Below are 21,362 nucleotides of genomic sequence, written 5' to 3'. Positions count from 1 at the left end.
TTTTTTTATTTGTTATACACTGGGATATCGTAATAGAGCGTATAGTCATCAAGCAGGTTATACAAACTATACATACGAGTGACTTGCTTAGAAGCCCAGCCAATATCTGTTGCATATTGATGAGTTGCTGTAGCAGACCAGCGCATTTTATAAATCGTATCTTGTTTGTATGTCGCATTATTGATGTAGCTGTTGCCAATGAATTTTGCCCCGCCAATAATCGCTGCCTCTGGTGTGAACCATTGCTGTTCATACGCATACTTTGCACCGAGATAATTCGGATTGCTGTCATATGCGCCAATGCCATACATGTTATATACTTTCTTTCCATTAAACATTGTACCATTCGCTAAAATGGAACTTCCGTTACCCGTTTCAAGCAACGCATGAGAAATAAGATAAATTTCGTTGATATGATACGTTTTTGCTGCTGTAATAAAGGCTTGTCCTTTACCCGCAAGAATCCCTTTGCCTGCTAAAATCTTTGTATTAACCTCTGCCGGATTGAGATTCGCAGCTTCAGAGAGTTTCAGAAATTGAAAATAAGATTGCGTACCTTCTGCAATATTGGCTGGATCTACATATTTTTGCACCTCTGCTGCACTTGCATTTCTCCAGCCGAGGTTGATCCTGATCCAGTTTCCTTCTTTTCCAAGCTGTTTCACTTTTGCTCCTTTATTCAGCTGTGCCACAATGTTGCTTGCAGAGCTCGAATCAGGTGTAGAACGGACATTTAAGCCATCCGTATTCACTGTCGATGTTGCTTGGTCTACATATGCTGCATAAACATAGGCCGCACCATCTGTCTGTGGTGACACCTTCATTTGTTTGTTTACCATCTCATTGACAGTGAGGTTATAATTCGTTTGCATGACCATTGGGCCATTTTTAATTTTTACGGCTGTGGCTGTCCAGCCATATTGGCTTTTCACAAATGCAATGGCTGCATTTACAGTTGGTAATCCTGTAAATTGCTGCGTAATGTTGATTTTGTAAGTTGGTTTCGTTGTTGTTGTATACGCAGCGGTTTCATTCCGTTTTTTGAAAAATGCCATGCCTTGGTCACGCAGTGCCGCTGTTGAGATGGCACCTGTTTTGATCTGATATTGAGCATAATCGACTGCGGCTGTTTTTTGTGCAGCAGCCTTCATTTTTTGTTTCGTCAAATAGCTGAGTGCTTGATTCAGTTTTGTCTGATTCACTGTCGGCTCTGTCGTGATACGGTATTGCTTGACCGCTTGTGTCAGCGTTTTTGTACTGCTGGCAATGCCATTTTTCTTGATGATCTCTTGAGCCTGCTTCACTTTAGTTTGTTCATATACAGGTGTTGTCTTAAGACTATATGTTTTGCTGACAGCCTGTCCCTTACTTGTCTTGATGCTGCTTGTCACCTTCTGCGTTTTTAAGTATGCGGCACCTTTATTCACTTTCGCTTGGTCTACTGCTTGATTGACGACGAGTCGATATGTGCTGTCTGATACCTTGCCTGTTTTTTTCGTTGTCGCAGATACTTTTTTCTTTTGGAAGAAAGCTGCTGCTTTTTTCGCTTGATCATCTCCTAAAAGGTTCCCCGTCACTACATGATATGGCTGTGTAGAAGAAATCTTTTTGGACGTGTAGCGCCATTTCTTTTTCTTGAAAAAAGCTATCGTTTTTGCGTAAGCTGTATCGTTCAATTGATTGAGCTTTACGATATAATTTTTTGTTTTTCCCACTCGCTGCACAGTACCTGCAGCACCGGCTTGCTTCTTAATTTGAGCCGCAGCTGAAGCTGCTTGTTTGTTGTCTTTGAAATAGCCTGATTCCAAGCTGTAGACATTTTTTAAGGCTCCTGTCTTTTGAATCTTCCCGCTGATCTTTGCTTCTTTTTGCAGCTGAGTAAGGAGTGTCTGTGCCTTCGACTGGCTCGCTTGTGCAGCCGATGTGACGATGTAATACGGCTTACCCGCTGTCACCGTTTGAAGCACTGGTTTTAAACCGGATGCCTTTTGAAAACCTTGCAGAATGGTATTTGCCTTACTTTGTCCAACAATACCGCTTGAAATCAGCTGATATACAGTTCCAGCTTTGTTTTCTGTTTGGTATGTACTGGTGACGCCTGCCTGCTTTTGTAACTCGGTTTGAATATTTTTCACTTTCGTTTCAGAATCAATGGTTCCTGATATGACCTGATAGGAAGGTCTGCTTTGATTGATGACTTCATAGGAGCTATTGAGCCCAGATGTTTTTGTTAGCTCAAGTGAGAGCTTTTTCGCCTGACTTTCATCATTGACTGGGTCAGATACGATCTTTTGTAAAGGAAGGCGGTCACCTACTGGAGACACCGTACCGCTCATGCCCACCTCTTTTTTTAATGCAGCTGCACTTGCACTCGCTGCTGCTTGTGACTCATATCCTGAGGCAGTGAGCTGATAGCTCGACGTATTTCCTGAGGTTTGGTAAGTGGCTGTCCACTTTTTGTCCTTCTTCAGTGTTTCCACTGCTTTTTTCACTTCTGCTTCTGTTGTAAATACCTTTGTGGTGTTCATCGTATAAATGGATTGGTCGACATAGGAGGCTGCTTGTGCTTCTTTACCCGTGTGTAATGTCATACCAAAGGCAGCTGCGAGTAACATAATCTTGATGGTTTTTTTCACGTTCCCTGTCCCTCTCTTAACTTTGCATAATAGTCTACTAATCTCTTTATCGACAAAAACAAGTACTCTTTCAAGTCATTTATGCAATAGAAAAATAGAGGACCCCCTCGAAGTCCTCTTTGCCTTATATATGCGACACAATCAGTTCACAAGATCCTTCTATTGAGAAGCTTCCTGTTTCAGCCGGCAGAATAAAATGAGCGCCCTTTGGCAGTGGATATGTGTTTCCGTCATGCTCTAAAGACCCTTCTCCTTTAATCACACTGCATAGCAAAAACGGATAATCCTGCGCAAGCTCTACTTTTTGATCAATTTCCCATTTATACACAGAGAAATATTCTGCTTCGACAAATGTACGTATGGTAACTCCCTGGCGTGTTTCAACTGATTCATCTGCATAACCGTCTACATGAGGAACCGTTGTGACATCAATGGCTTGCGCAAAATGAAGTTCACGTTCGTTGCCATCCTGGTCTTTTCGTTCATAATCATATACGCGATAGGTTGTATCTGAGCTTTGCTGCGTTTCAAGGACAAGTGTTCCTTCGCAAAGCGCATGAATGGTACCGCTTGGCACATAATAAAAATCACCAGGCTTAATCTTCACCCGCCGCAAAAGACCTTCCCAATCTCCGCTATTCATCATGGTGACAAGCTCAGTTCTTGTTCTTGCATTGTGCCCATAGATCATTTCCGCTCCTTCTTTGCAGTCAATGATATACCAGCACTCTGTTTTTCCAAGCTCGCCATTTTCATGTCTTTCCGCATAATCATCATCTGGATGAACTTGTACGGACAAGTCTTGGTTTGCATCTAAAATTTTGGTTAAAAGCGGGAAGCGATCGCCTTCTATCCCCCCGAACAATTCTCTATGATTGTCCCAAAGTTCGATCAGCGTTTTCCCTTTATATGGACCGTCTTGCACGACACTTGGTCCGTTTGGATGAGCAGAAATTGCCCAGCATTCTCCCGTTTGATCAGAAGGAATATCATAGCCAAATTGATCCCTTAAGGCTGTACCTCCCCATATTCTCTCCTTCAATTCAGGCAGTAAAAAAATTGGTGACTGCTTCATTCAGGATGACTCCTCCCTTTGCTACCCTTTGATAATCCTTGCCTAGCTTGATGAAAACTAGTAAGTCTCAACTTTTATTATGACGCTATCTAAAGAGAAGTCAATCCTTTCAGTACACCGAATGAAAACGATAACACAAAAATTGTTTTACCCTTTGACAGAGCCTGCAAGAAGCCCTTTGACAAAGTATTTTCCAAGAAGAATATAGACGAGTAGTGTCGGCAGCGCAGCCAATATCGCTCCTGCCATTTGGACGTTCCATTGCACAATTTGACTGCCTGATAGATTTTGCAAGGCAACCATCACCGGCTGATGCTCCGCAGTGGTCATCGTGACTGCAAATAAGAATTCATTCCACACATTTGTGAACTGCCAAATGGCGACCACAACAAATCCTGTGATCGAAAGCGGAAGAATCATATGTCTGAAAATCCCGATAAAACCTGCGCCATCCATTTTCGCCGATTCAATCATTTCATCTGGGATGCTCACATAGAAATTTCGGAACATGAGTGTTGTGATCGGAAGTCCATACACGACATGGACAAGCACAAGCCCTGGAATTGAATTATACAATCCGACTTCACGCAAAAATTGAATAAGTGGAATTAGAATACTTTGATATGGAATAAACATCCCAAATAGCATCAGCGTAAAGACGACTTCTGATCCTTTGAAACGCCATTTTGATAGGACATAGCCATTCATTGCACCTAATACAGCTGACAATAAAGTAGCAGGAATGACTAGATAAAGAGAATTCATTAAATTGGGTGCCAGCTTTTCAAACGCGATTTGATAGCTTGAAAAATCGATGGTAGATGGCAGCGACCACATTCGCTCAAGGGTGACTTCACCTAATGGCTTCAAGCTAGTGACGAGCATGACATAAACTGGCATCAAAAAAAATAGACTGCACAAAATCAATAAAGCATAAAGAACTGGACGGACAAACTGTCTGGCTGTCATGATGAAGCCCCCTTCCGGCTCGACAGGAGGTATGGCACGATAAAGACCGCAACAGAGATCAGCATGACAATCGCAATGGCGGCACCGCCTGCATAATGGTTTCCTCTAAAGGTCATTTCAAACATATACACGCCCGGGACATCCGTGACAAAGTTCGCACCCGGTCCTGTCATCGAGTAAATCAAATCGAAAATCTTTAATGAAATATGAGCCATGATGATGACAACACTTGCAGTAATCGGTTTTAAAAGAGGAAAAATGATTTTCCAGTAAATCTGCCACTCCGTTGCACCATCCATTCTAGCAGCCTCTCTTACTTCCTCTGGAATTCCTCGGAGACCCGCCAAATACATCGCCAGAGAGAAGCCTGTCATTTGCCAAACAGCTGCAATCACGACGGCAATCATGGCCGCAGGTACACCAAACTCAATTTTTCCCCAAACAAATCCGGCTAAAATATTCGTATCCGTGTACCATTTAGGCTGGATACCGAGCGTTTTCAAAAATAAATTCACCCCTGTTGACGGGTTTAAAATCCATTGCCAAACAACCCCTGTGACAACGAAGGAAAGGGCCATCGGAAAGAAGAATAAATTCCGAAAAAGAGATTCCCCCTTGATCTTCTGATCTAGTAAAATTGCAAGTGCAAGACCAGAGACAATGACAGCCCCAATAAAAAATAGAGTAAAAAAGACCGTGTTTCGAAGATCTGACTGAAAGCGGAAATCTTGAAACAGCATGGCATAATTGCGAAGACCTGCGAATGAGAAATCAGGAACAAGCGTGGTCCAGTTTGATAATGACACATATCCTGTCCAGCCAATAAAGCCGTAAACAAAGATGAATAATAAAATCGCTGAAGGGGCTAAAAAGAGCAGCGCCAGCAGCTGGTCTCCATTCCATTTTTTCCGCATACGTTTGACCTTGGGCATAGATGTTTTTGTCATCGGCGATGTGTCCATGCGCATGAAGCTACACTCCTTTTAAAAAAGAGGCGGTGCCTAGCCGCCGCCTCTTTCGTCTTTATTTCATTGCATCTTTTAAAGATGAAACAAACTGGCTGCTGTCTTTTTGTGTCACGAAGATATTGACGGCTTGATTCGCTTTTGTCACAAACCCTTCTTCAGCAGCTGAGCCATGAGCAAGAGACGGCGCCAGCTTTGACTCTTTAAATGCCTTCATCGCCGATTTTCCGTATTCATCATATTTTGATACGTCTGCATCCACACGTGCTGGAATCGATCCTTTTAGCGGATTAAATGCATCCTGTCCTTCCACAGATCCTAAAACAGATAAGAATTTCTTCACGTTTTCTGGCTGTTTCACACCCTTTGGCAGTCCGAATGTATCGGTGATCACCATAAAGCTTCCTTCCGTTCCAGGAGTCGCCGTGAATCCAAAGTCTTGATTCACCTTCAAATCAAGATCATTCACAAAGTACCCCTTCGCCCAGTCACCCATGACATTCATTGCTGCTTCCCCTTTTGCCACGAGCTGTGAGGCATCCTGCCAGTTACGTGAGCTGTGATCATCATTGACGTATTCGAGCATCCGTCCAAAGATGTCTGCCGCTTCCTTCACTTTCGGGTCATCCATTTTCATGTCGCCATCCCAAAGTTTTTGATAACCATCTGCCCCTAATACACCCAGCAACACACTTTCAAACAAATGAGTCGCTGCCCAAGGCTCCTTATCTCCAAGTGCAAGTGGTGTGATCCCTTTTTTCTTTAATGCATCTGCTGTTTTGAAAAATTCATCAAATGTTGTTGGCGGCTCTAAGCCTGCATCATCAAATACCTTTTTGTTATACCAAAGCACATTGCCCCTGTGAATGTTCACTGGCACGGAATAGATTTTTCCATCTTTGCTGACAAGATCAATCAGTGATTTTGGAAATTTGTCTTTCCAGCCTTCTTTTTCATATAAATCATTCAGCGGCTCCATTTTGCCTGCCGCGACCCAGCTCTCATTCAGCTCCGCCCCGCCATGCACTTGAAACGTTGCAGGCGGATCATTCCCCTGCATACGGCTAGTCAGAACAGCCTTTGCATTCGTACCAGCACCACCTGCGACAGCTGCATTTTCAATTGGAATATCTTTATTCTTCTCTTCAAACAACTGGATGAGTGCCTTCAGCCCGTCTTCCTCACCCGCTCCTGTCCACCAAGAGAAAATTTCGAGCTTTTCCGTTCCGCCTTCTTTTTTTGCCTCTGAGTTCGTCGATGAACTGCAGGCAGTAACGATCAGCATACAGAGTGCAAGCAGTGTAAAGCCTAATTTGACCTTCATGATTGATCCCCCATCCCTATTTTGTAAGCGTTATCAAAACAAGTATAATGGCAGATCCTTGCTTTTTTTCAGGCAAACTTCTGCACTTTTTTATGAAATTCTTCATTTTTTTACGGCCTGTTTTCGATATTCCTTCGGTGAACAGCCGACCATCTTCTTAAACACACGGCTGACGTAATTAGGATCTGTATATCCTGCTTGATAGGTAATTTCTTTTAAGCTAAGCGAGCTGTCCTTGAGGAGCTTTTTGATTTTATCCAGCCGGCAGGTTGTCACATACTCTTTAAATGTCAGACCCGTCTCGTCTTTAAATCGTTTTGTGAAATAGGTTGGACTTAAATCAACATAAGCGGCCGTTTGTTCAAGTGTGATCTGTTCACAATAATGCGTTTTGATGTAACGTTTTGCCCGCTCAATGTCATTGATGGTCTGGGTTCTCGCTTCGTACACGTCAAATAGGTGTTCACAGCACTGACGGCATTCAGCTGCGGTGCTGATTGTCAATATTGATAGATCTGTACGGAGACGTGATTTGAAGAGAATCAGCAGTTCCTTTACTTGTGAAATCGTCGCCCCCTCTAATTGGAAAGCATCAAATAAAGCCAGCGCATCCTCTCTTCTCCCTTCCTCGAGCGCCTGCATCATGCTATCCGCAAGGTCTGGCAGATGAATCAATGGACCGGGCTTTATGTCTGTTTGGTAAAAGCCATAACGAACAACGCCGCCACTCTTTTTTCGCTGATAATAGGAAAGCTTCGCCTCTGCTGCACTTTTCTGAAGATGAAGCGGGTTTGAGACTGGGTGCCCTATGCCAACGACAGGTGAAGGCTGACCATTTGTCATGGCAGCTCGAATAGCTTGCAGCACCTCTGCCTTAAGCTGACCTGGTCCTTGCTGACTATAAATGAAGCATGTAAACAGTTCACCCCCCATCTGAATAGGCACCGTATGAAATTGTGCAGATTTCAGTAAATCGTCCAACAGTTGATTCCCTCCCGTCCGCTGCACCGCGATGATAAGACCTGCTTCATATTCTGAAAATAGTTGTTGAAACTCCATGGAGGTATAGGATTGACCGTTCATGATATGGGCTTCAAGCCACTTTGACTGCTGATCGGCCGCTGCCGCCTGCCGCTGAGACGCCTCCTGCTTTATTTCTGCTGCTACAAATCGAATGGCTGCGATGGTTTCGTCTTTATCAGCTGGTTTGACCAGGTATTGTTTCACCCCTTCTTGCATCGCTTGCTTGGCGTAATCGAATGTATCGTAGGCTGTCAGCATAATGAATTTTGTATGAGGACTGCTTGCTTTGATCTGTTTGATCGCCGTCAGTCCATCTATGCCAGGCATCTGGATATCCATGAGCACAAGATGAATGGGCTCAGATCGCACGAATTCAACCGCCTTCTTTCCATTTTCCGCTTCTCCTGCTATATGACACTCTGGAACCCATTCGGTTAAGAACTTCCGCATCGCTAGTCGTTCTATTTTTTCATCATCGACAATCAGCACGTTCAGCATGCCGATCCCTCCTTCATCGGAATAGCCAATTGTATGGTGGTGCCTTCGTTTGGCTTTGAATCAATTTGAAGGGCATCCTGTACCCCGTAAAACAAACGCAGTCTTGACATCACATTTCGAAGACCAATTCCTGTCGAGTGGCCTTTACTCAGTATGTTCGGATCTTCCTCTTCTTTTTCTGACAGCAATCTTCTTTTCTCCAATTCATTGATGCCCATCCCATTGTCCCGAATCCGAATCATCACATAGCCGCCTTCTTGATAGATTGAGAGCTCGACAAGTCCCTCTTCCTCCTTTGGTTCGACGCCATGAATGAAGGCATTTTCGACAAGCGGCTGTAAGGTGAGACTTGGGATATGTACAGATAAACATGATTCATCAATGGACGTTTTGCATGTAATACGATCGGCAAACCTCGTTTCTTGTATATGAAAATACTCTTTCACCACTTTCACTTCTTGTTCCAATGTAACGGATGTACTCAGAGCAGACAGCGAATACCGCATCAGCGTGGAAACAGATTGAATCAACCTCGATGTCGCTTCCGCTGATTCTAAGTAAGCCATCCGCGAAACGATGTTTAATGTGTTAAATAAAAAATGCGGGTTCATTTGGTTTTGCAGCGTTTTTAGCTTCATGTCTTTGATTTTTTGATCCAATGCTGCCTTTTGTTTGATCTCTTCAATCATCATTTTCATCTCTTGCCGCATTCGCTGAAAGGCTTCATTTAAAACAGAAATTTCATCCTTTGAGGTGACATGCAAATTCGATCCATCAAAATTTCCTTCTGATACTTCTTTTACGCTTCGGGACAGATGAACGATGGGTCTTGATATCCCGCCAGCAATCATATAAGCCATCCATAATGCGACCCCGATTGATAACGTAAACAGACACAAGGTAAAGAGCGCATAGGTTTGATGTCTTTTTTGAAGAGATTGATAGAGTACTTGATATTCAGATAATTCATCATCAAGCAGGGTCATCGTCTGCTCTTGTATATAGGAGGAGACGGTTCTCACTTCCTTCACACTTGCAGCATATTCTTCGATTTTCCCTTCTTTTACATGTGTCATGGTTGCATCACTTTCATTGATGAGCGTCCATATCATATATTGATATTTTTCAATAGAAGGAATCGCAGCATGAAGCCCGGCATCCTTTCGCAGCGCTTGATCGTAGGATTTCATTTTCTGTTTTGACGTAATGTATTCTTTGGCAAACTTCCGATCCTTTTCAATGGCATAGGCATTGACTTTTTCATACATCGTTTTCGCTTCTGTCGATATATCATTGAGCAGCAGAAAAGAACGGAAGCTCCTGCTATATTCTGATGTGATTTTTGAACTGCTCCAGTAGACAAAAAAAGCAGCTACGTTGCCAAGAAGCACAAGGGTTAAAAATGCCAATAACAGCTTACTTCGAATCTTTCTCATGGCTGCATCCCCTGCTTTCTGTCTGTTTGCTGAAGGGGCAGATCCCCGCGCCGGATCACACTCGTTCCCGTGTACTGAAGAGGTTCTTCTTTTTCACCTTTTTGCAAACGAACAAGCGATTCAACCGCTTGATAGCCCATTTCATAAGGATGCTGCACGACCACGGCATCAATCGTTCCATCATCAAGCGCCTGAATCGTATCAGGCAATGTGTCAAATGCAAGCACATAAAAATCAGTGGATGATTGGTACTGTGCGATTGCTTGAATGATGCCTGCACCATCTAATGCACTTGTGCCATAAAATGCGGTGAGCTTCGCATGATCGTTTAATAGTTTATAAGCTGCACCTGAGGCCCCTGACTTCGTAATGGCTGATTCTTCTATTCCAGCAATATGAATGCGTTTTTCAGCAGAGACGGCATCTCGAAAGCCCTTGACGCGCAGCTTTTGATGAATGGCATCCAGCCTGCCTGTGACAATTCCTACATACTGTTCACCTTTCGTATCTGCTATGAGTGCTTGCCCTGCGATAAAGCCTGAATAGTAATTGTCCGTTCCTACATACACTTGACGCTTGCTCCCTTCTGCATCTGTATCGACGGTGACGACATCAATTCCTTTTTCCCTCGCCTTCTGAAAAAGCGGTTTGTATTTTTTCGCATCAAGTCCCTGCGTCATAATGCCATCAACATGCCCAGCGATCGCCATATCAATGGTTTTCAGATGATCGTCTACATCCGCTTGCTTTGGGCCTAAATATTCTAGATACACGTGATGAACGTCTGCCGCATCAGCAGCTCCCTTTTGTACAAGCTGCCAATATTCGTTATCAAGTTCCTCCGGTACAAGAACAAAATGATATTGATACGTTGGCGCCTCTTTATCGGAAGCGCTTTCAACTTTAAGTAAATCTTGACCTAATAACGTTAAAAAGATGACAGAGACCACACAAAATGTGAGAAATGCGCCTATTCCGATCCACTTAGATAATTTCACCTTATCCTCCTCCTTTTCACTATTTCCGCATAAAAAAAAGAGCTGCTTATAAGCATACTCTCTCGACCTCTATAATTCCTTTGTCATAAATAAACTGTTTGGATCTTCTTGATATGTATCAAAAGGCGGACAATACTGAAATCCAGCGCTCTCATATAATTTTCTTGCTGGTTCAAAGAAAGCCATTGCCCCTGTCTCTAAGCTGACTCGTGAATAGCCACGCCGTTTTGCCTCTTGGAGAAGATGATTCAGCATATACCTCGCTACACCTTTTCGCATATGGAGGGCTGCGGTTCTCATCGATTTGATTTCCCCATGTTCACTTGACAGCTCCTTTAACGCTCCGCAGCCAAGAAGCTCCTCTCCATCTCGCACACTCCACACGGTGACATCCTGCTTTTTTAAATCAGTTAATGGAAGGGCATGAATGCTTTCTGGCGGCGAATGCTTCTTCATTTCTTCTAGATGTGCAGTAATCAGCTGATCAATTCGTCCATCCGTAAGTTCATCTTGTAGAATATACATTTCCATCACTCCTTCCAGATTATTGTACGTGAAGAGTTGAATGGTTATCTGCTGTTATGTCAGATAAACGAACAAACAACTGGCATCTATGAGCCAATTGTTTGTTCGTTTTACAAGTATTTATGAGGAAAGAACGGCTTGTAATTCCTCTGCTGTACTGTTTTCAAGCTGACTTCCGACACCGACAGCCACCGCGCCTGCTTGAAGCCACTTCGGAACATCAGCTGGATGAATGCCGCCCGTAGGAATAAATTCAATCTCTGGAAATGGACCTTGCAGGTTTTTCATATAGGATAAACCGAAGGAGCCGCTTGGGAAAAGCTTGAGCAAGCCGTAGCCATTTGCTTTCGCCTGCATGATTTCACTCGGGGTGAGAACCCCTGGTACATAGAGTGTGTCGTAAAATGAGAGATGTTCTCCAATCATAGGAAGATATCCTGGACTGACGATAAACTGTGAGCCTGCCTCAACAGCTGATTGTGCCTGCTCCAGTGTCGTAATCGTTCCCGCTCCTACAACGAGGTCTTGCTCCTGTTGAAAGGATGCGATAATGCGTTCAGCATTTGGCGTGGTATACGTCACTTCAATGGCACGGACCCCTTTTTTCTTTAAACGCTCAATCATTTCAATGCCTTCTGTTTCACTACCCGCTCTCACCACTGCGATCAATTTACAAGACGCGAGCTGCTTTTTAACGTTCAAACTTGCTGACTTTCCCATATCTCTCATCCCCTTTCATGTAATCCCGCCTTTGATATCGCTTGGCTTCTTTCATAAAAGCTTGAAGCTCCTCTCGGGTAGGCAGTCCATCCTTATCGCCAGGAGACATCACTGCAAGTGCCCCAACCGCATTGCCTCTTGTCACGGATTTTTCATCTGATAAGCCGTCAAGCAAGCCGCTGATAACCCCCACTGCAAATCCATCACCAGCTCCGACTGTATCTACGACATCCTGCACATAAAATCCATTCACAACTCCTTGTCCGGCTGCACTTTTATAAAAGGCACCTTCTGCCCCTAGCTTAATGACCACTAGCTTGACGCCTTTTTGCAAATAAACATCTGCAATCTCTTCTGGCTCGTGACAATCCGTGAGTCTTTGTCCTTCTGCAAGCCCTGGAAAAAGCCAATCCACTTGCGAAGCGATATGATTCACCGTCTGAATCATATCTTCCTCTTCTTCCCATAGCTGAAGTCGAAGATTTGGATCAAATGAAATGGTTTTGCCCGCTGCTTTCATTTCTTGAAGGGCACGAAAAGAAAACGCTCTCATTTCACTGGATAGAGCAGGCGGAATACCAGTCATATGAAGGTGGCCTGCCTGTTTGAAATAGGTGGCGGGAAAGTCGCTTGGACTCATTGTGCTCGCAGCAGAGCCTTTCCGATAATACGTGACGTCAGGGTCTCCATCGATCACTTTTGATTTAAGCAAGATCCCCGTTTGAGACCCATCATTTGAACGGAGCACTGCACTTGTATCGACCCCTTCTTTTTGAAGCTCTTCTAAAATAAATGTGCCAAGTGAATCTGCTCCGACTTTGCTCATCCAGCCCACATGAAAGCCCAGCCTCGCCAAACCGACAGCCACGTTACTTTCTGCACCAGCAAGCGCCTTTTGGAATGTATGCACTTGATGAAGCTCCCCAATTTCCTTTGCATAAAACATCGCCATGGATTCCCCAAATGTGACCGCATCCAATGCTTTCACTCATTTCTCCCCTTTCTCGGTACCGGTTTCAAATCAGTTGAAAAAGAGAGAGCATGCACGTATGTATACTCTTCTCTGCCTATCATTTATAAAGATTTCCTTACAACGATTTCACCATCAAGCTGAATCGTTTGGGGTGCACTTTCATCCCCTTCCAGCCGTGTCTTGATTTTTTGCATGGCTGCTTTTCCCATTTCATGAGATGGCTGGGCAACCGTCGTGATTCCAGGGCCAATCAGCTTATACCATTCTGTATCATCAAATCCTGCAATACCTATCTCATCAGGAATCTTCATCCCAAGCTCTACAAGTTCACTAATCAGCTTCAGCATGAGTAATCCATTGCCTGCTAAAATCGCTTTTTTCTGTTCGTTTGATTGTAAAAAACGGACAATCTCTTCGCGCATTTGTTCCTTTTGCTTTAAATCAATTTCTGCAATGACCGGCTTCTTATGTTTACTCAAAGCTGTCTGTTCATATGCTTCCTTTCGTTCTTCACGAGGACTGATTCCATCGACGGGCTCAGTAAAGAATGCGATGTGATCATAGCCTTTCTCATACATTTGTTGGAGTAGGCGGATTGTGATATCACGGTTGTTCGTGGTCACTGTGTCGACTTTTAGTTCAGGCAATTTCCGGTCCACAAGAACAATCGGCACACCGTTTTTCTTAAAATCCTCCAGAATGTCATTGTTCTGTCCTGTCGTATTGATGATGAGCCCTTCAATATAATGTGCATTCAGCTTAAGGAGCATTTCCCGTTCTTTTTCTGGACGATTATCTGTGTTGCATACCATGATGCTGTATCCATATTCATCACAAATCTCTTCGACCCCGCGAAGTGTTGCCACAGAGAATGGATTCGTAATGTCGGCTACAATAAACCCAATGACCTTACTTTTTCTGACTTTTAGTCCTTGAGCAAGCTGACTCGGACGATAATGGAGTTCCTCAATGGCCTTCTTGATTTTTTTTACCTTTTCAGAAGAAATTTCATTTGTTCTGCCATTGATATATCTGGAGACAGTTGATTTCGAGACCTCAGCATAAGCCGCTACTTCATTAATTGTGACTTTCGTTTGCTTTTTCTCTTTCATTCAAAAAACTCCCACAATTGATCTTCTCATTTGGTTCGAAACCGATTTCAAATAAACTTAAAAAGAGCATATCATAATTGAATGCATTTCAGAAGATTTTTTTGCTTGATGATGGCAAAAATTTGTCTAATTAGAGAAAAAGAAAGCGATTTCAAATTAACGGTTGACTGCGCCCTCTTTTTCCTCTAGAATTTTCCTTGAAACCGATACCAAATAAATATCAATATTTGTTTCAGATGAGGGAGGCTTATCCAAATGGAAAATCGTTATGCTGTACATCCTGAGCAGGTCAAACGTTTTACAACAGAGGAACTTCGTCGTCATTTTCATATTCCTACGCTATTTGTCAGTGGTGAATTAAAGCTCTATTACTCACATGAGGACCGCGTGGTGATCGGCGGAGCCATGCCGGCAGCAGAGCCGATCACACTAGATGCTGGGGACTTTTTACGTACGGAGTATTTTCTTGAAAGACGAGAAATCGGGATTGTGAATGTCGGCGGACAAGGAACGGTCACTGTTGATGGTGAGGCCTTTGTGCTGGAGCATAAAGATTTCTTATATATTGGTCTTGGTCACGAAGATGTACAGTTTGCTAGTTCATCAGGCGACGAGGCCAAGTTCTATCTAGTTTCAGCCACGGCTCATAGAGCGTACCCTACGCAAAAAGCAGCCATCGCTGAATTAACACCAAACCACTTAGGGGAAGCAGCTGCCTCCAATGTACGAAACCTGTATCAAGTCATCCATGCAGACGGCATCCAAAGCTGTCAGCTCATGATGGGAATCACTCAGCTTGAAACCAATAACACGTGGAACACGATGCCCGCTCATATTCACGACCGCCGGATGGAAGTCTACTTATATCTTGATATTGAAGAGGATGCACGAGTCTTTCATTTTATGGGGGAGCCATCTGAAACAAGACATCTTGTTGTGGCAAATGAGGAAGCTGTCATTTCACCTGCCTGGTCCATTCATTCAGGCTCAGGTACAGCAAATTATTCATTTATTTGGGCAATGGCGGGCGAAAACTATACGTTCAAAGATATGGACTTTGTCCCAATGGATCAGCTGAGGTAACGAGGGTGATGACAACATCATATGCAGCGTCCCTCTTTTCCCTTGAAGGAAAAACAGCCCTTGTGACAGGCCCTGGAACTGGCATTGGGCAAGGCATTGCCGTGGCGCTTGCCAAATCAGGTGCAGATATCATCGGCACATATCATCATACACCGCTTGAAGAAACAAAGGCGCTTGTCGAACAGGCAGGCCGAACATTTCATGCGATTCAGGTTGACTTTTCCGATCCTCAAACTGCAAAGCAGGATGTCGACGCCATATTAAAGAAGCATACGATTGATATTTTAATCAATAATGCTGGAACCATCAAAAGAGAGCAGGCGGTTCACTATTCAGAGGAAGATTGGCATACAGTCATGGATGTGAATATCAACAGTCTCTTTTTCCTCACGCAAAAGGTTGGACAGCAGATGCTGAAAAACGGGCAAGGGAAAATCGTCAATATCGCCTCCCTTCTATCGTTTCAAGGCGGCGTTTTTGTCCCTGCTTATACAGCAAGCAAGCATGCAGTCGCAGGGCTGACGAAGGCTTTTGCAAACGAATGGGCGAGCCAGCATATTCAAGTGAATGCGATTGCTCCTGGGTATATTGCGACCAATAACACACAAGCCATTCGGGACGATGAAAATCGAAATGAAGAGATTCTCAAACGAATCCCCGCCGGACGCTGGGGAAAGCCTGAGGATCTAGCCGGTGCTGCTGTTTTCCTTAGCTCACCAGCTTCTGATTATATGAACGGCCACATTTTAGCAGTTGATGGGGGCTGGCTTGCGAGATAAATATACGAGAGAATTCCTATTCGGGGATTCTCTTTTTTCTATTTGCATAATTCTCCACCTTCCGAGTCACTCTATAAAAAACATGTGATGAGGGTGAGGTATTATGAAAAGTCGTATTGAACAAGATATAGCGTCCGTCATTAAGCGTGTCAAAAGCTTTGCCGGAAGAAGTGATGATATCGTGTTCCACTCTTTTTCATTTGGTCCTTCCACTATTTCTGCATGTCTCGTGTACGTTGAAGGACTCACAGAATTTGAGTTGCTTTCTAAGCAAATCATTTCACCAATGCAAAAGGAACTGGACATCACTGAGGTAGGTTCTGCTACTCTTTCCTCCCTTTCAAAAACGTTCTTTGGCATTCAAAGTGATGTGCTGGATGATATGAACCTTGCCATCGAGCAGTTATATAGCGGCAAGGCTATTTTATTTGTAGATGGAGCGGCTCAAGCACTTGCACTCCATACAAATCTTTTTCAATTTAGGGAAGTAGAAGAGCCGCAATCTGAAGTTCTTGTAAGAGGACCGCGGATCGGATTTATTGAGAATCTTGAAAAAAACACGGCTTTACTCCGTGAACGGGCAAACGACCCTAATCTTGTGATTCAAAAAGTAAGTATAGGTACTCGCAATAAAAAATCCGCTGCTCTTGTATATGTTCGTGATATTGCTGATCCTAAACTAGTAGAAGATGTTCTATCACGCATGGCCGAAATCAAAATGGATGACATCCCCGAAACCGGCTATATTGAACAGTTGATTGAGGACAGTCACATCTCCATTTTTCCACAGATTCAAAACACAGAACGTCCTGACCGGGTGATTGCATCTGTGCTTGAAGGCAAAGTCTCGATTTTGCTCGATGGGACTCCTTTTGCCCTCATTTTACCTATGACACTTACAGCTTTAATGCAATCACCGGAGGATTATTATCAGAGGTGGACAAGCGCGACTCTTTTGCGTTTACTTCGTTATATTGCCGTTCTGCTCACGATTTTTTTACCCGGGCTTTATATTGCTCTCGTCTCTTATCATCCCGGTTTATTACCGACAAGAATGGCACTCACCATCGCAGGTAGCCGGCAGAATGTTCCCTTCCCTCCTGTTGTCGAAGCCATTCTCATGTCTTTTACAATAGAGCTTCTGCGGGAAGCTGGACTACGGCTTCCAAGAGCCATTGGACAGACAATTGGACTCATTGGCGGCGTTATTATTGGTCAGGCAGCTGTCCAAGCCAATATCGTCAGTGCCTTAATGGTGATTATTGTGTCGCTGACCGCACTGGCTGACTTCACGGCACCGTCATATGATTTTAGTTTCCCACTGCGTATTTTGCGGTTTATGGCCATTTTTAGTTCAGCATTGTTTGGATTATACGGTTTAATCATGTGTTATTTATTTGTGCTTTGTCACTTGATGCAGTTAAAGACTTTTGGTTTTGACTATTTCACACCAGTGTTGTCTTCACCGTTTTCAGATTTAAAGGATACGTACGTTCGTTTACCAATCGGGCTATTTAAATCTAGACCAAAAACAGCAAAAATAAAAAATCTCAAAAGACAAGGAGATTAAACGATGTACAGACCTGAAAAGCTATCATTGTTACAAGTCACCATTCTGTGCAGCTCTACAATGATAGGCGCTGGAATTTTAACCATTCCACGCAGTTCTGCCAATTCAGGATTCCCTGATGGCTGGATCATTGTATTAATACAGGGAGTCATCTTTGCTTTCGTTGCTTTTTTGTTGGGGTGGATTGCCGAAAAGAATGCACCAGACACCATCTTTGAGTCAAATACAAAAGGAGCAGGGGCATTCTTTGGCACGATCTTTAATTTAATGCTGATCGCCTATTTACTTGGCATTGTCGGCTTTGAAGCACGTGTCCTTGGGGAAGTGGTTCAGTTTTTCCTACTACAATCGACTCCCATGACCGTGATTGTGATGATATTTTTACTTGTGGCGATCTATCATTTAAAAAGCGGTATCCTTCCAGTCGTCAAAATGGTGACCTATATTTATCCGATCACAATGGTCATTTACATAGCGCTCATGCTGTTTTGTTTAAAAATATTTGATTTTGATTATTTGCGCCCTGTGATGGCGCATGGTTTTAAAGATTTTAGTAACCTGTTCTCTCAAACCTTTATTCAATTTACAGGGTTTGAAGTGATTTTGTTTGTCGTGCCACTCATTTATAAAGACAAGTGGTCGAAGGCGAAATGGGCTGCTGCCATTGGAGTTGGCATTACAACCCTCGTTTACTCACTCACACTTTTTATTGTAATCGGCTCCATGACAGTAGGAGAAACAAAATCTCTCACTTGGCCGACGGTTTCCCTCATTCAAGCGCTTGAACTTGAAGGGGTGTTTATCGAACGATTTGATATATTCTTACTGACAATTTGGACGTGCCAGCAGTTCATTTGTATGCTGGGCTTTTTCCAGTTTGCGATTAAAGGCTGCTTCACCGTTTTTAAAACAACCAATATAACAAGACTGCTATGGCTGCTATTTTTAATTACATCAGCACTCTCACTTTTCCCTAAAAATATCAATGAAGTCTTTTACTACTCTACTTTACTCGGCTACGCATTGTTCGCGGTATTAGCCATTCCTTTTATTACAGCTATCCTGCTGATGATACGCAAAAAATGGGGAGGTCGTTCTACATGAAAGCCAGGCGTATACTGTTATTCTTTTTTTCCTGCTGTCTTTTTTTTCTATCAGCTGGCTGCTGGGACTTAAAGGATATTGAAAAACTATCGTTTGTACGCGGTGTTGGCATTGATGAACAAGATGAGAATGGAGTTAAGCTAACCTACCAAAACCTTGTACCAAAAATAAGCGGAACACAAGAAGCCGATTCTCCTGGCTATGTGAATGTTGTCTCGAAGGGAAAGAATGTGCTTGAGGCTGTCAGTAATGTCGCTTTGAAGGACCCGCCGATCTATAGTGATCACCTGAAAATCTTCTTGTTTGGCAGAAATCAAGCGGAGCATCACGATATTCAAGGAACACTTAATCATTTTATTCGAGATGATGAGGTTCGGCGCAGCAGCTATCTCCTCGTGTCACGAGATGATGCGTCAAAAGTGGTCAATCAAAAGTTAAAGTCTCAACAGAAGGTACCGGTTGAGCATATCTTTGAAACATCCAAAAACCAAAGCTTTAACGGAAAGATCGCACCGCCAACACGTATTGGCCGGGCGTCTGATTACTTTCAGATGGGTGTTAGCTTCCTTGTGCAAAGTGTAGATGTGATCGACAGTGAAATTATTTATGATGGGGCAGGAATCATAAATGGGAAAACCCGAAAGCTGATTGGTTTTATCCCAGCAAAAGATGTCCAATCTTTAAACTGGGTAATGGGCCGTATCACTGGCGGCGTCGTACCTGCCACCTACAAAGGTTATCCGATAACGTATGAAATAAAAAAAGCTAAAACGAAGGTTGAGCCCTATCTGAAAGATGGAAAGGTATCCTTTAAAATTAGCGTACAAACAAATGGAAAATTGTCTGAGGATCAAAATCCTCCTGAAAACTCATTCGATGAGCAGTACATCAAACGATTTGAGCGTATCTTTGCACATAAAATTAAAGAACATATTCAAAAAGCGGTTCATCATGTGCAAAAAGAAGTGGGCGTTGATCCTATATTTTTTAACCAACAGTTCCGTATAAAATATCCTGACTATTGGGATCAGCATGGTACCGAGTGGGATAGACTATTCCAAGAAGCAGCCATCGATTACGATGTAAAAGTCAGCATCTTGAACTTTGGGGCAGAAGGCGCAACAAAAAGCTTCAAATGGTAATGCCAAAAGGCGGTTATCCCAATGGGAGGCCGCCTTTTTTACGTACGACAATGAGAAGCTGATACAAAGTCACTTGGTCAGATAACGCTTTTGTTTGAAATCCAAGTGACGCCCCTATCCTTGCTACTTCGTCAAAAAACAATTGGACGTTTTGATTAATCTGTACATTGATTCGCTGTTCGATCACGCGTTCAAACAATTGGTCTGGGAAAAGCGCACGCATCGTGTTTGGTGTGAAGAACCGCATATGGGTTCGGTCTAAAATTCCTACATCTTGATACGTAAAGTCCCCTGCCATCAAAGGAAGAAGCACCTCTGCATGCATCATGTTAGGCAGGCAGCAGATGATGACACCGCCTGGCTTTAAAGATGCGTGCGCTTGCTCAATGATGTGCCAAGGATCTGAAACATGCTCTAAAACATCTGAAAAAATGACCGCATCAAAAAAGGCCTCTTTCTCTGACCATGGGTATTTATCCGCATGTGCCTCGATGACTTCTTCATAATACGCCTTTGCGACCGCTGCTTTTAATGAATCCGCCTCTACGCCGTACATGTCAACAGACTGACGATTCATTAGTTCAAGCCCGGTTGCCCCTGCGCCGCACCCAACATCCAGCACGTGTGTAGCGTCCTCAGGGAGTAATTCCGCAAAATAAGGATGAGGGGTGATCAAATTTAGATCTATGCCCCACTTATCTAAAAATCGAAGTCTGTTCTCAGTAAACAGTGTAGAGATGTTCGTTTCTTGATTGGCATTGAAGGTAGCATGACCATGATGATGCACAAAGGAATCATGCACAATTTGCAGCTGATACCCTTTCAGTAATGAACGTAAGCATAGATCGTCATCCTCAAATGATCCATATACGAACCGCTCATCAAATAACCCCACATCCTCGATCATCTTTCTTTTCACGAGCAAGCAAAACCCCACAAGCCGGTGCACATAAGTTCTCTGCCCTTTTCTCTTAGACGTATACTCCTTAGCAAAGGCTGGGAGCTCCTTCACATCTGTATATGATGGCTGGACCATCTGAGGGCCGCTCACATAATTGGAGACTGGCCCCACCATCCCAATCTGTTCTGATGCGAATAACGCCTCTTTTAATGGAGAAAGCCAATTTTCCGTCACGATCGTATCATTATTTAAAAAGAGAATGCTATCTCCTGAAGCTTTTTTTGCCCCTTGATTACATCCTTTTGCAAAACCTTGATTCTCTTCATTATCAATGAAAATCACATCTTCCAGCTCTCTTACATATTCCTTCGTGCCGTCAGTTGACGCATTATCGACGATGATGAGTTCATATTGGTCACTGCTCGTATGCTTTTTAATGCTGTCAATACATGTTTTCGTTAAGTGCAGTTCGTTGTATGTCAGCATAACAATGCTTGTTTTCCCTTTCATCTCATTTCCACCTTTCGCC

The 21,362-nt window shown here is 43.4% G+C and carries 18 protein-coding genes; 5 read left to right on the top strand and 13 right to left on the bottom strand.

Going from position 1 to position 21,362, the window contains the following annotated elements; genetic code table 11:
- Nucleotides 1-5: 5 nt before the first annotated feature.
- The 12 genes from V6Z54_RS09805 to V6Z54_RS09750 all read right to left on the bottom strand — a co-directional run bounded on the left by V6Z54_RS09805 (nt 6) and on the right by V6Z54_RS09750 (nt 14,254).
- Nucleotides 6-2,636 (bottom strand): N-acetylglucosaminidase, encoded by a 2,631-nt coding sequence (locus tag V6Z54_RS09805; RefSeq protein ID WP_338527274.1) that lies wholly within the window; start codon nt 2,634-2,636, stop codon nt 6-8.
- A 124-nt stretch (nt 2,637-2,760) separates the two neighbouring features.
- Nucleotides 2,761-3,711: a mannose-6-phosphate isomerase, class I gene (gene manA / locus V6Z54_RS09800; protein ID WP_041087977.1), complete on the bottom strand. Its 951-nt coding sequence runs from the start codon at nt 3,709-3,711 to the stop codon at nt 2,761-2,763.
- A gap of 147 nt (nt 3,712-3,858) precedes the next feature.
- A complete protein-coding gene (locus tag V6Z54_RS09795) occupies nt 3,859-4,680 on the bottom strand; it encodes a carbohydrate ABC transporter permease (RefSeq protein WP_041087976.1) in 822 nt (273 codons plus the stop codon).
- Nucleotides 4,677-5,648 (bottom strand): sugar ABC transporter permease, encoded by a 972-nt coding sequence (locus tag V6Z54_RS09790; RefSeq protein ID WP_175297114.1) that lies wholly within the window; start codon nt 5,646-5,648, stop codon nt 4,677-4,679. The genes V6Z54_RS09795 and V6Z54_RS09790 overlap by 4 nt, the downstream gene beginning before the upstream one ends.
- A 55-nt stretch (nt 5,649-5,703) precedes the next feature.
- Nucleotides 5,704-6,969: an ABC transporter substrate-binding protein gene (locus tag V6Z54_RS09785; protein WP_073978902.1), complete on the bottom strand. Its 1,266-nt coding sequence runs from the start codon at nt 6,967-6,969 to the stop codon at nt 5,704-5,706.
- 102 nt (nt 6,970-7,071) lie between these two features.
- Nucleotides 7,072-8,490: a response regulator gene (locus V6Z54_RS09780; protein ID WP_338527273.1), complete on the bottom strand. Its 1,419-nt coding sequence runs from the start codon at nt 8,488-8,490 to the stop codon at nt 7,072-7,074.
- The gene (locus tag V6Z54_RS09775) at nt 8,484-9,926 is read right to left on the bottom strand and encodes a sensor histidine kinase (protein ID WP_338527272.1); all 1,443 of its coding nucleotides are present in this window, start codon (nt 9,924-9,926) and stop codon (nt 8,484-8,486) included. The genes V6Z54_RS09780 and V6Z54_RS09775 overlap by 7 nt, the downstream gene beginning before the upstream one ends.
- Nucleotides 9,923-10,924 carry a sugar-binding protein gene (locus tag V6Z54_RS09770; protein ID WP_041087969.1) on the bottom strand — a complete coding sequence of 334 codons (1,002 nt, stop codon included), beginning with the start codon at nt 10,922-10,924 and terminating at the stop codon, nt 9,923-9,925. Before V6Z54_RS09770 ends, V6Z54_RS09775 begins: the two co-directional genes overlap by 4 nt.
- Before the next feature lie 69 nt (nt 10,925-10,993).
- Nucleotides 10,994-11,449, bottom strand: coding sequence for a GNAT family N-acetyltransferase (locus V6Z54_RS09765; RefSeq protein WP_041087967.1), 456 nt, complete (start codon nt 11,447-11,449; stop codon nt 10,994-10,996).
- A 120-nt stretch (nt 11,450-11,569) separates the two neighbouring features.
- Nucleotides 11,570-12,169: a bifunctional 4-hydroxy-2-oxoglutarate aldolase/2-dehydro-3-deoxy-phosphogluconate aldolase gene (locus V6Z54_RS09760; RefSeq protein WP_073978898.1), complete on the bottom strand. Its 600-nt coding sequence runs from the start codon at nt 12,167-12,169 to the stop codon at nt 11,570-11,572.
- The gene (locus tag V6Z54_RS09755) at nt 12,141-13,157 is read right to left on the bottom strand and encodes a sugar kinase (protein ID WP_041087963.1); all 1,017 of its coding nucleotides are present in this window, start codon (nt 13,155-13,157) and stop codon (nt 12,141-12,143) included. Before V6Z54_RS09755 ends, V6Z54_RS09760 begins: the two co-directional genes overlap by 29 nt.
- A gap of 86 nt (nt 13,158-13,243) precedes the next feature.
- Nucleotides 13,244-14,254 carry a LacI family DNA-binding transcriptional regulator gene (locus V6Z54_RS09750; RefSeq protein WP_338527271.1) on the bottom strand — a complete coding sequence of 337 codons (1,011 nt, stop codon included), beginning with the start codon at nt 14,252-14,254 and terminating at the stop codon, nt 13,244-13,246.
- Nucleotides 14,255-14,509: 255 nt separating this feature from the next.
- Here V6Z54_RS09750 and kduI point away from each other — a divergent pair, with 255 nt between their 5' ends.
- The 5 genes from kduI (at nt 14,510) to V6Z54_RS09725 (ending at nt 19,932) form a co-directional block, all read left to right on the top strand.
- On the top strand, nt 14,510-15,337 hold the full coding sequence (kduI, locus tag V6Z54_RS09745) for a 5-dehydro-4-deoxy-D-glucuronate isomerase (RefSeq protein ID WP_041087959.1): 828 nt from the start codon (nt 14,510-14,512) through the stop codon (nt 15,335-15,337).
- Between the two features lie 8 nt (nt 15,338-15,345).
- The gene (gene kduD, locus V6Z54_RS09740) at nt 15,346-16,116 is read left to right on the top strand and encodes a 2-dehydro-3-deoxy-D-gluconate 5-dehydrogenase KduD (protein WP_041087957.1); all 771 of its coding nucleotides are present in this window, start codon (nt 15,346-15,348) and stop codon (nt 16,114-16,116) included.
- Nucleotides 16,117-16,219: 103 nt separating this feature from the next.
- Nucleotides 16,220-17,686 (top strand): spore germination protein, encoded by a 1,467-nt coding sequence (locus tag V6Z54_RS09735; protein ID WP_041087955.1) that lies wholly within the window; start codon nt 16,220-16,222, stop codon nt 17,684-17,686.
- A 3-nt stretch (nt 17,687-17,689) separates the two neighbouring features.
- Nucleotides 17,690-18,790, top strand: coding sequence for a GerAB/ArcD/ProY family transporter (locus V6Z54_RS09730; RefSeq protein ID WP_041087953.1), 1,101 nt, complete (start codon nt 17,690-17,692; stop codon nt 18,788-18,790).
- Nucleotides 18,787-19,932 carry a Ger(x)C family spore germination protein gene (locus V6Z54_RS09725; protein ID WP_338527270.1) on the top strand — a complete coding sequence of 382 codons (1,146 nt, stop codon included), beginning with the start codon at nt 18,787-18,789 and terminating at the stop codon, nt 19,930-19,932. The genes V6Z54_RS09730 and V6Z54_RS09725 overlap by 4 nt, the downstream gene beginning before the upstream one ends.
- 13 nt (nt 19,933-19,945) lie before the next feature.
- On the opposite strand, the gene V6Z54_RS09720 is transcribed toward V6Z54_RS09725, so the two are convergent.
- Nucleotides 19,946-21,343 carry a bifunctional glycosyltransferase family 2 protein/class I SAM-dependent methyltransferase gene (locus V6Z54_RS09720; RefSeq protein WP_269102666.1) on the bottom strand — a complete coding sequence of 466 codons (1,398 nt, stop codon included), beginning with the start codon at nt 21,341-21,343 and terminating at the stop codon, nt 19,946-19,948.
- Nucleotides 21,344-21,362 lie beyond the last annotated feature (19 nt).

Origin of the sequence: Bacillus sp. MAG717A (assembly GCF_036884855.1) — a bacterium.
Classification (GTDB): Bacteria; Bacillota; Bacilli; order Bacillales; family Bacillaceae; genus Bacillus; species Bacillus safensis.
This window is presented reverse-complemented; position numbering and strand designations above follow the sequence as displayed.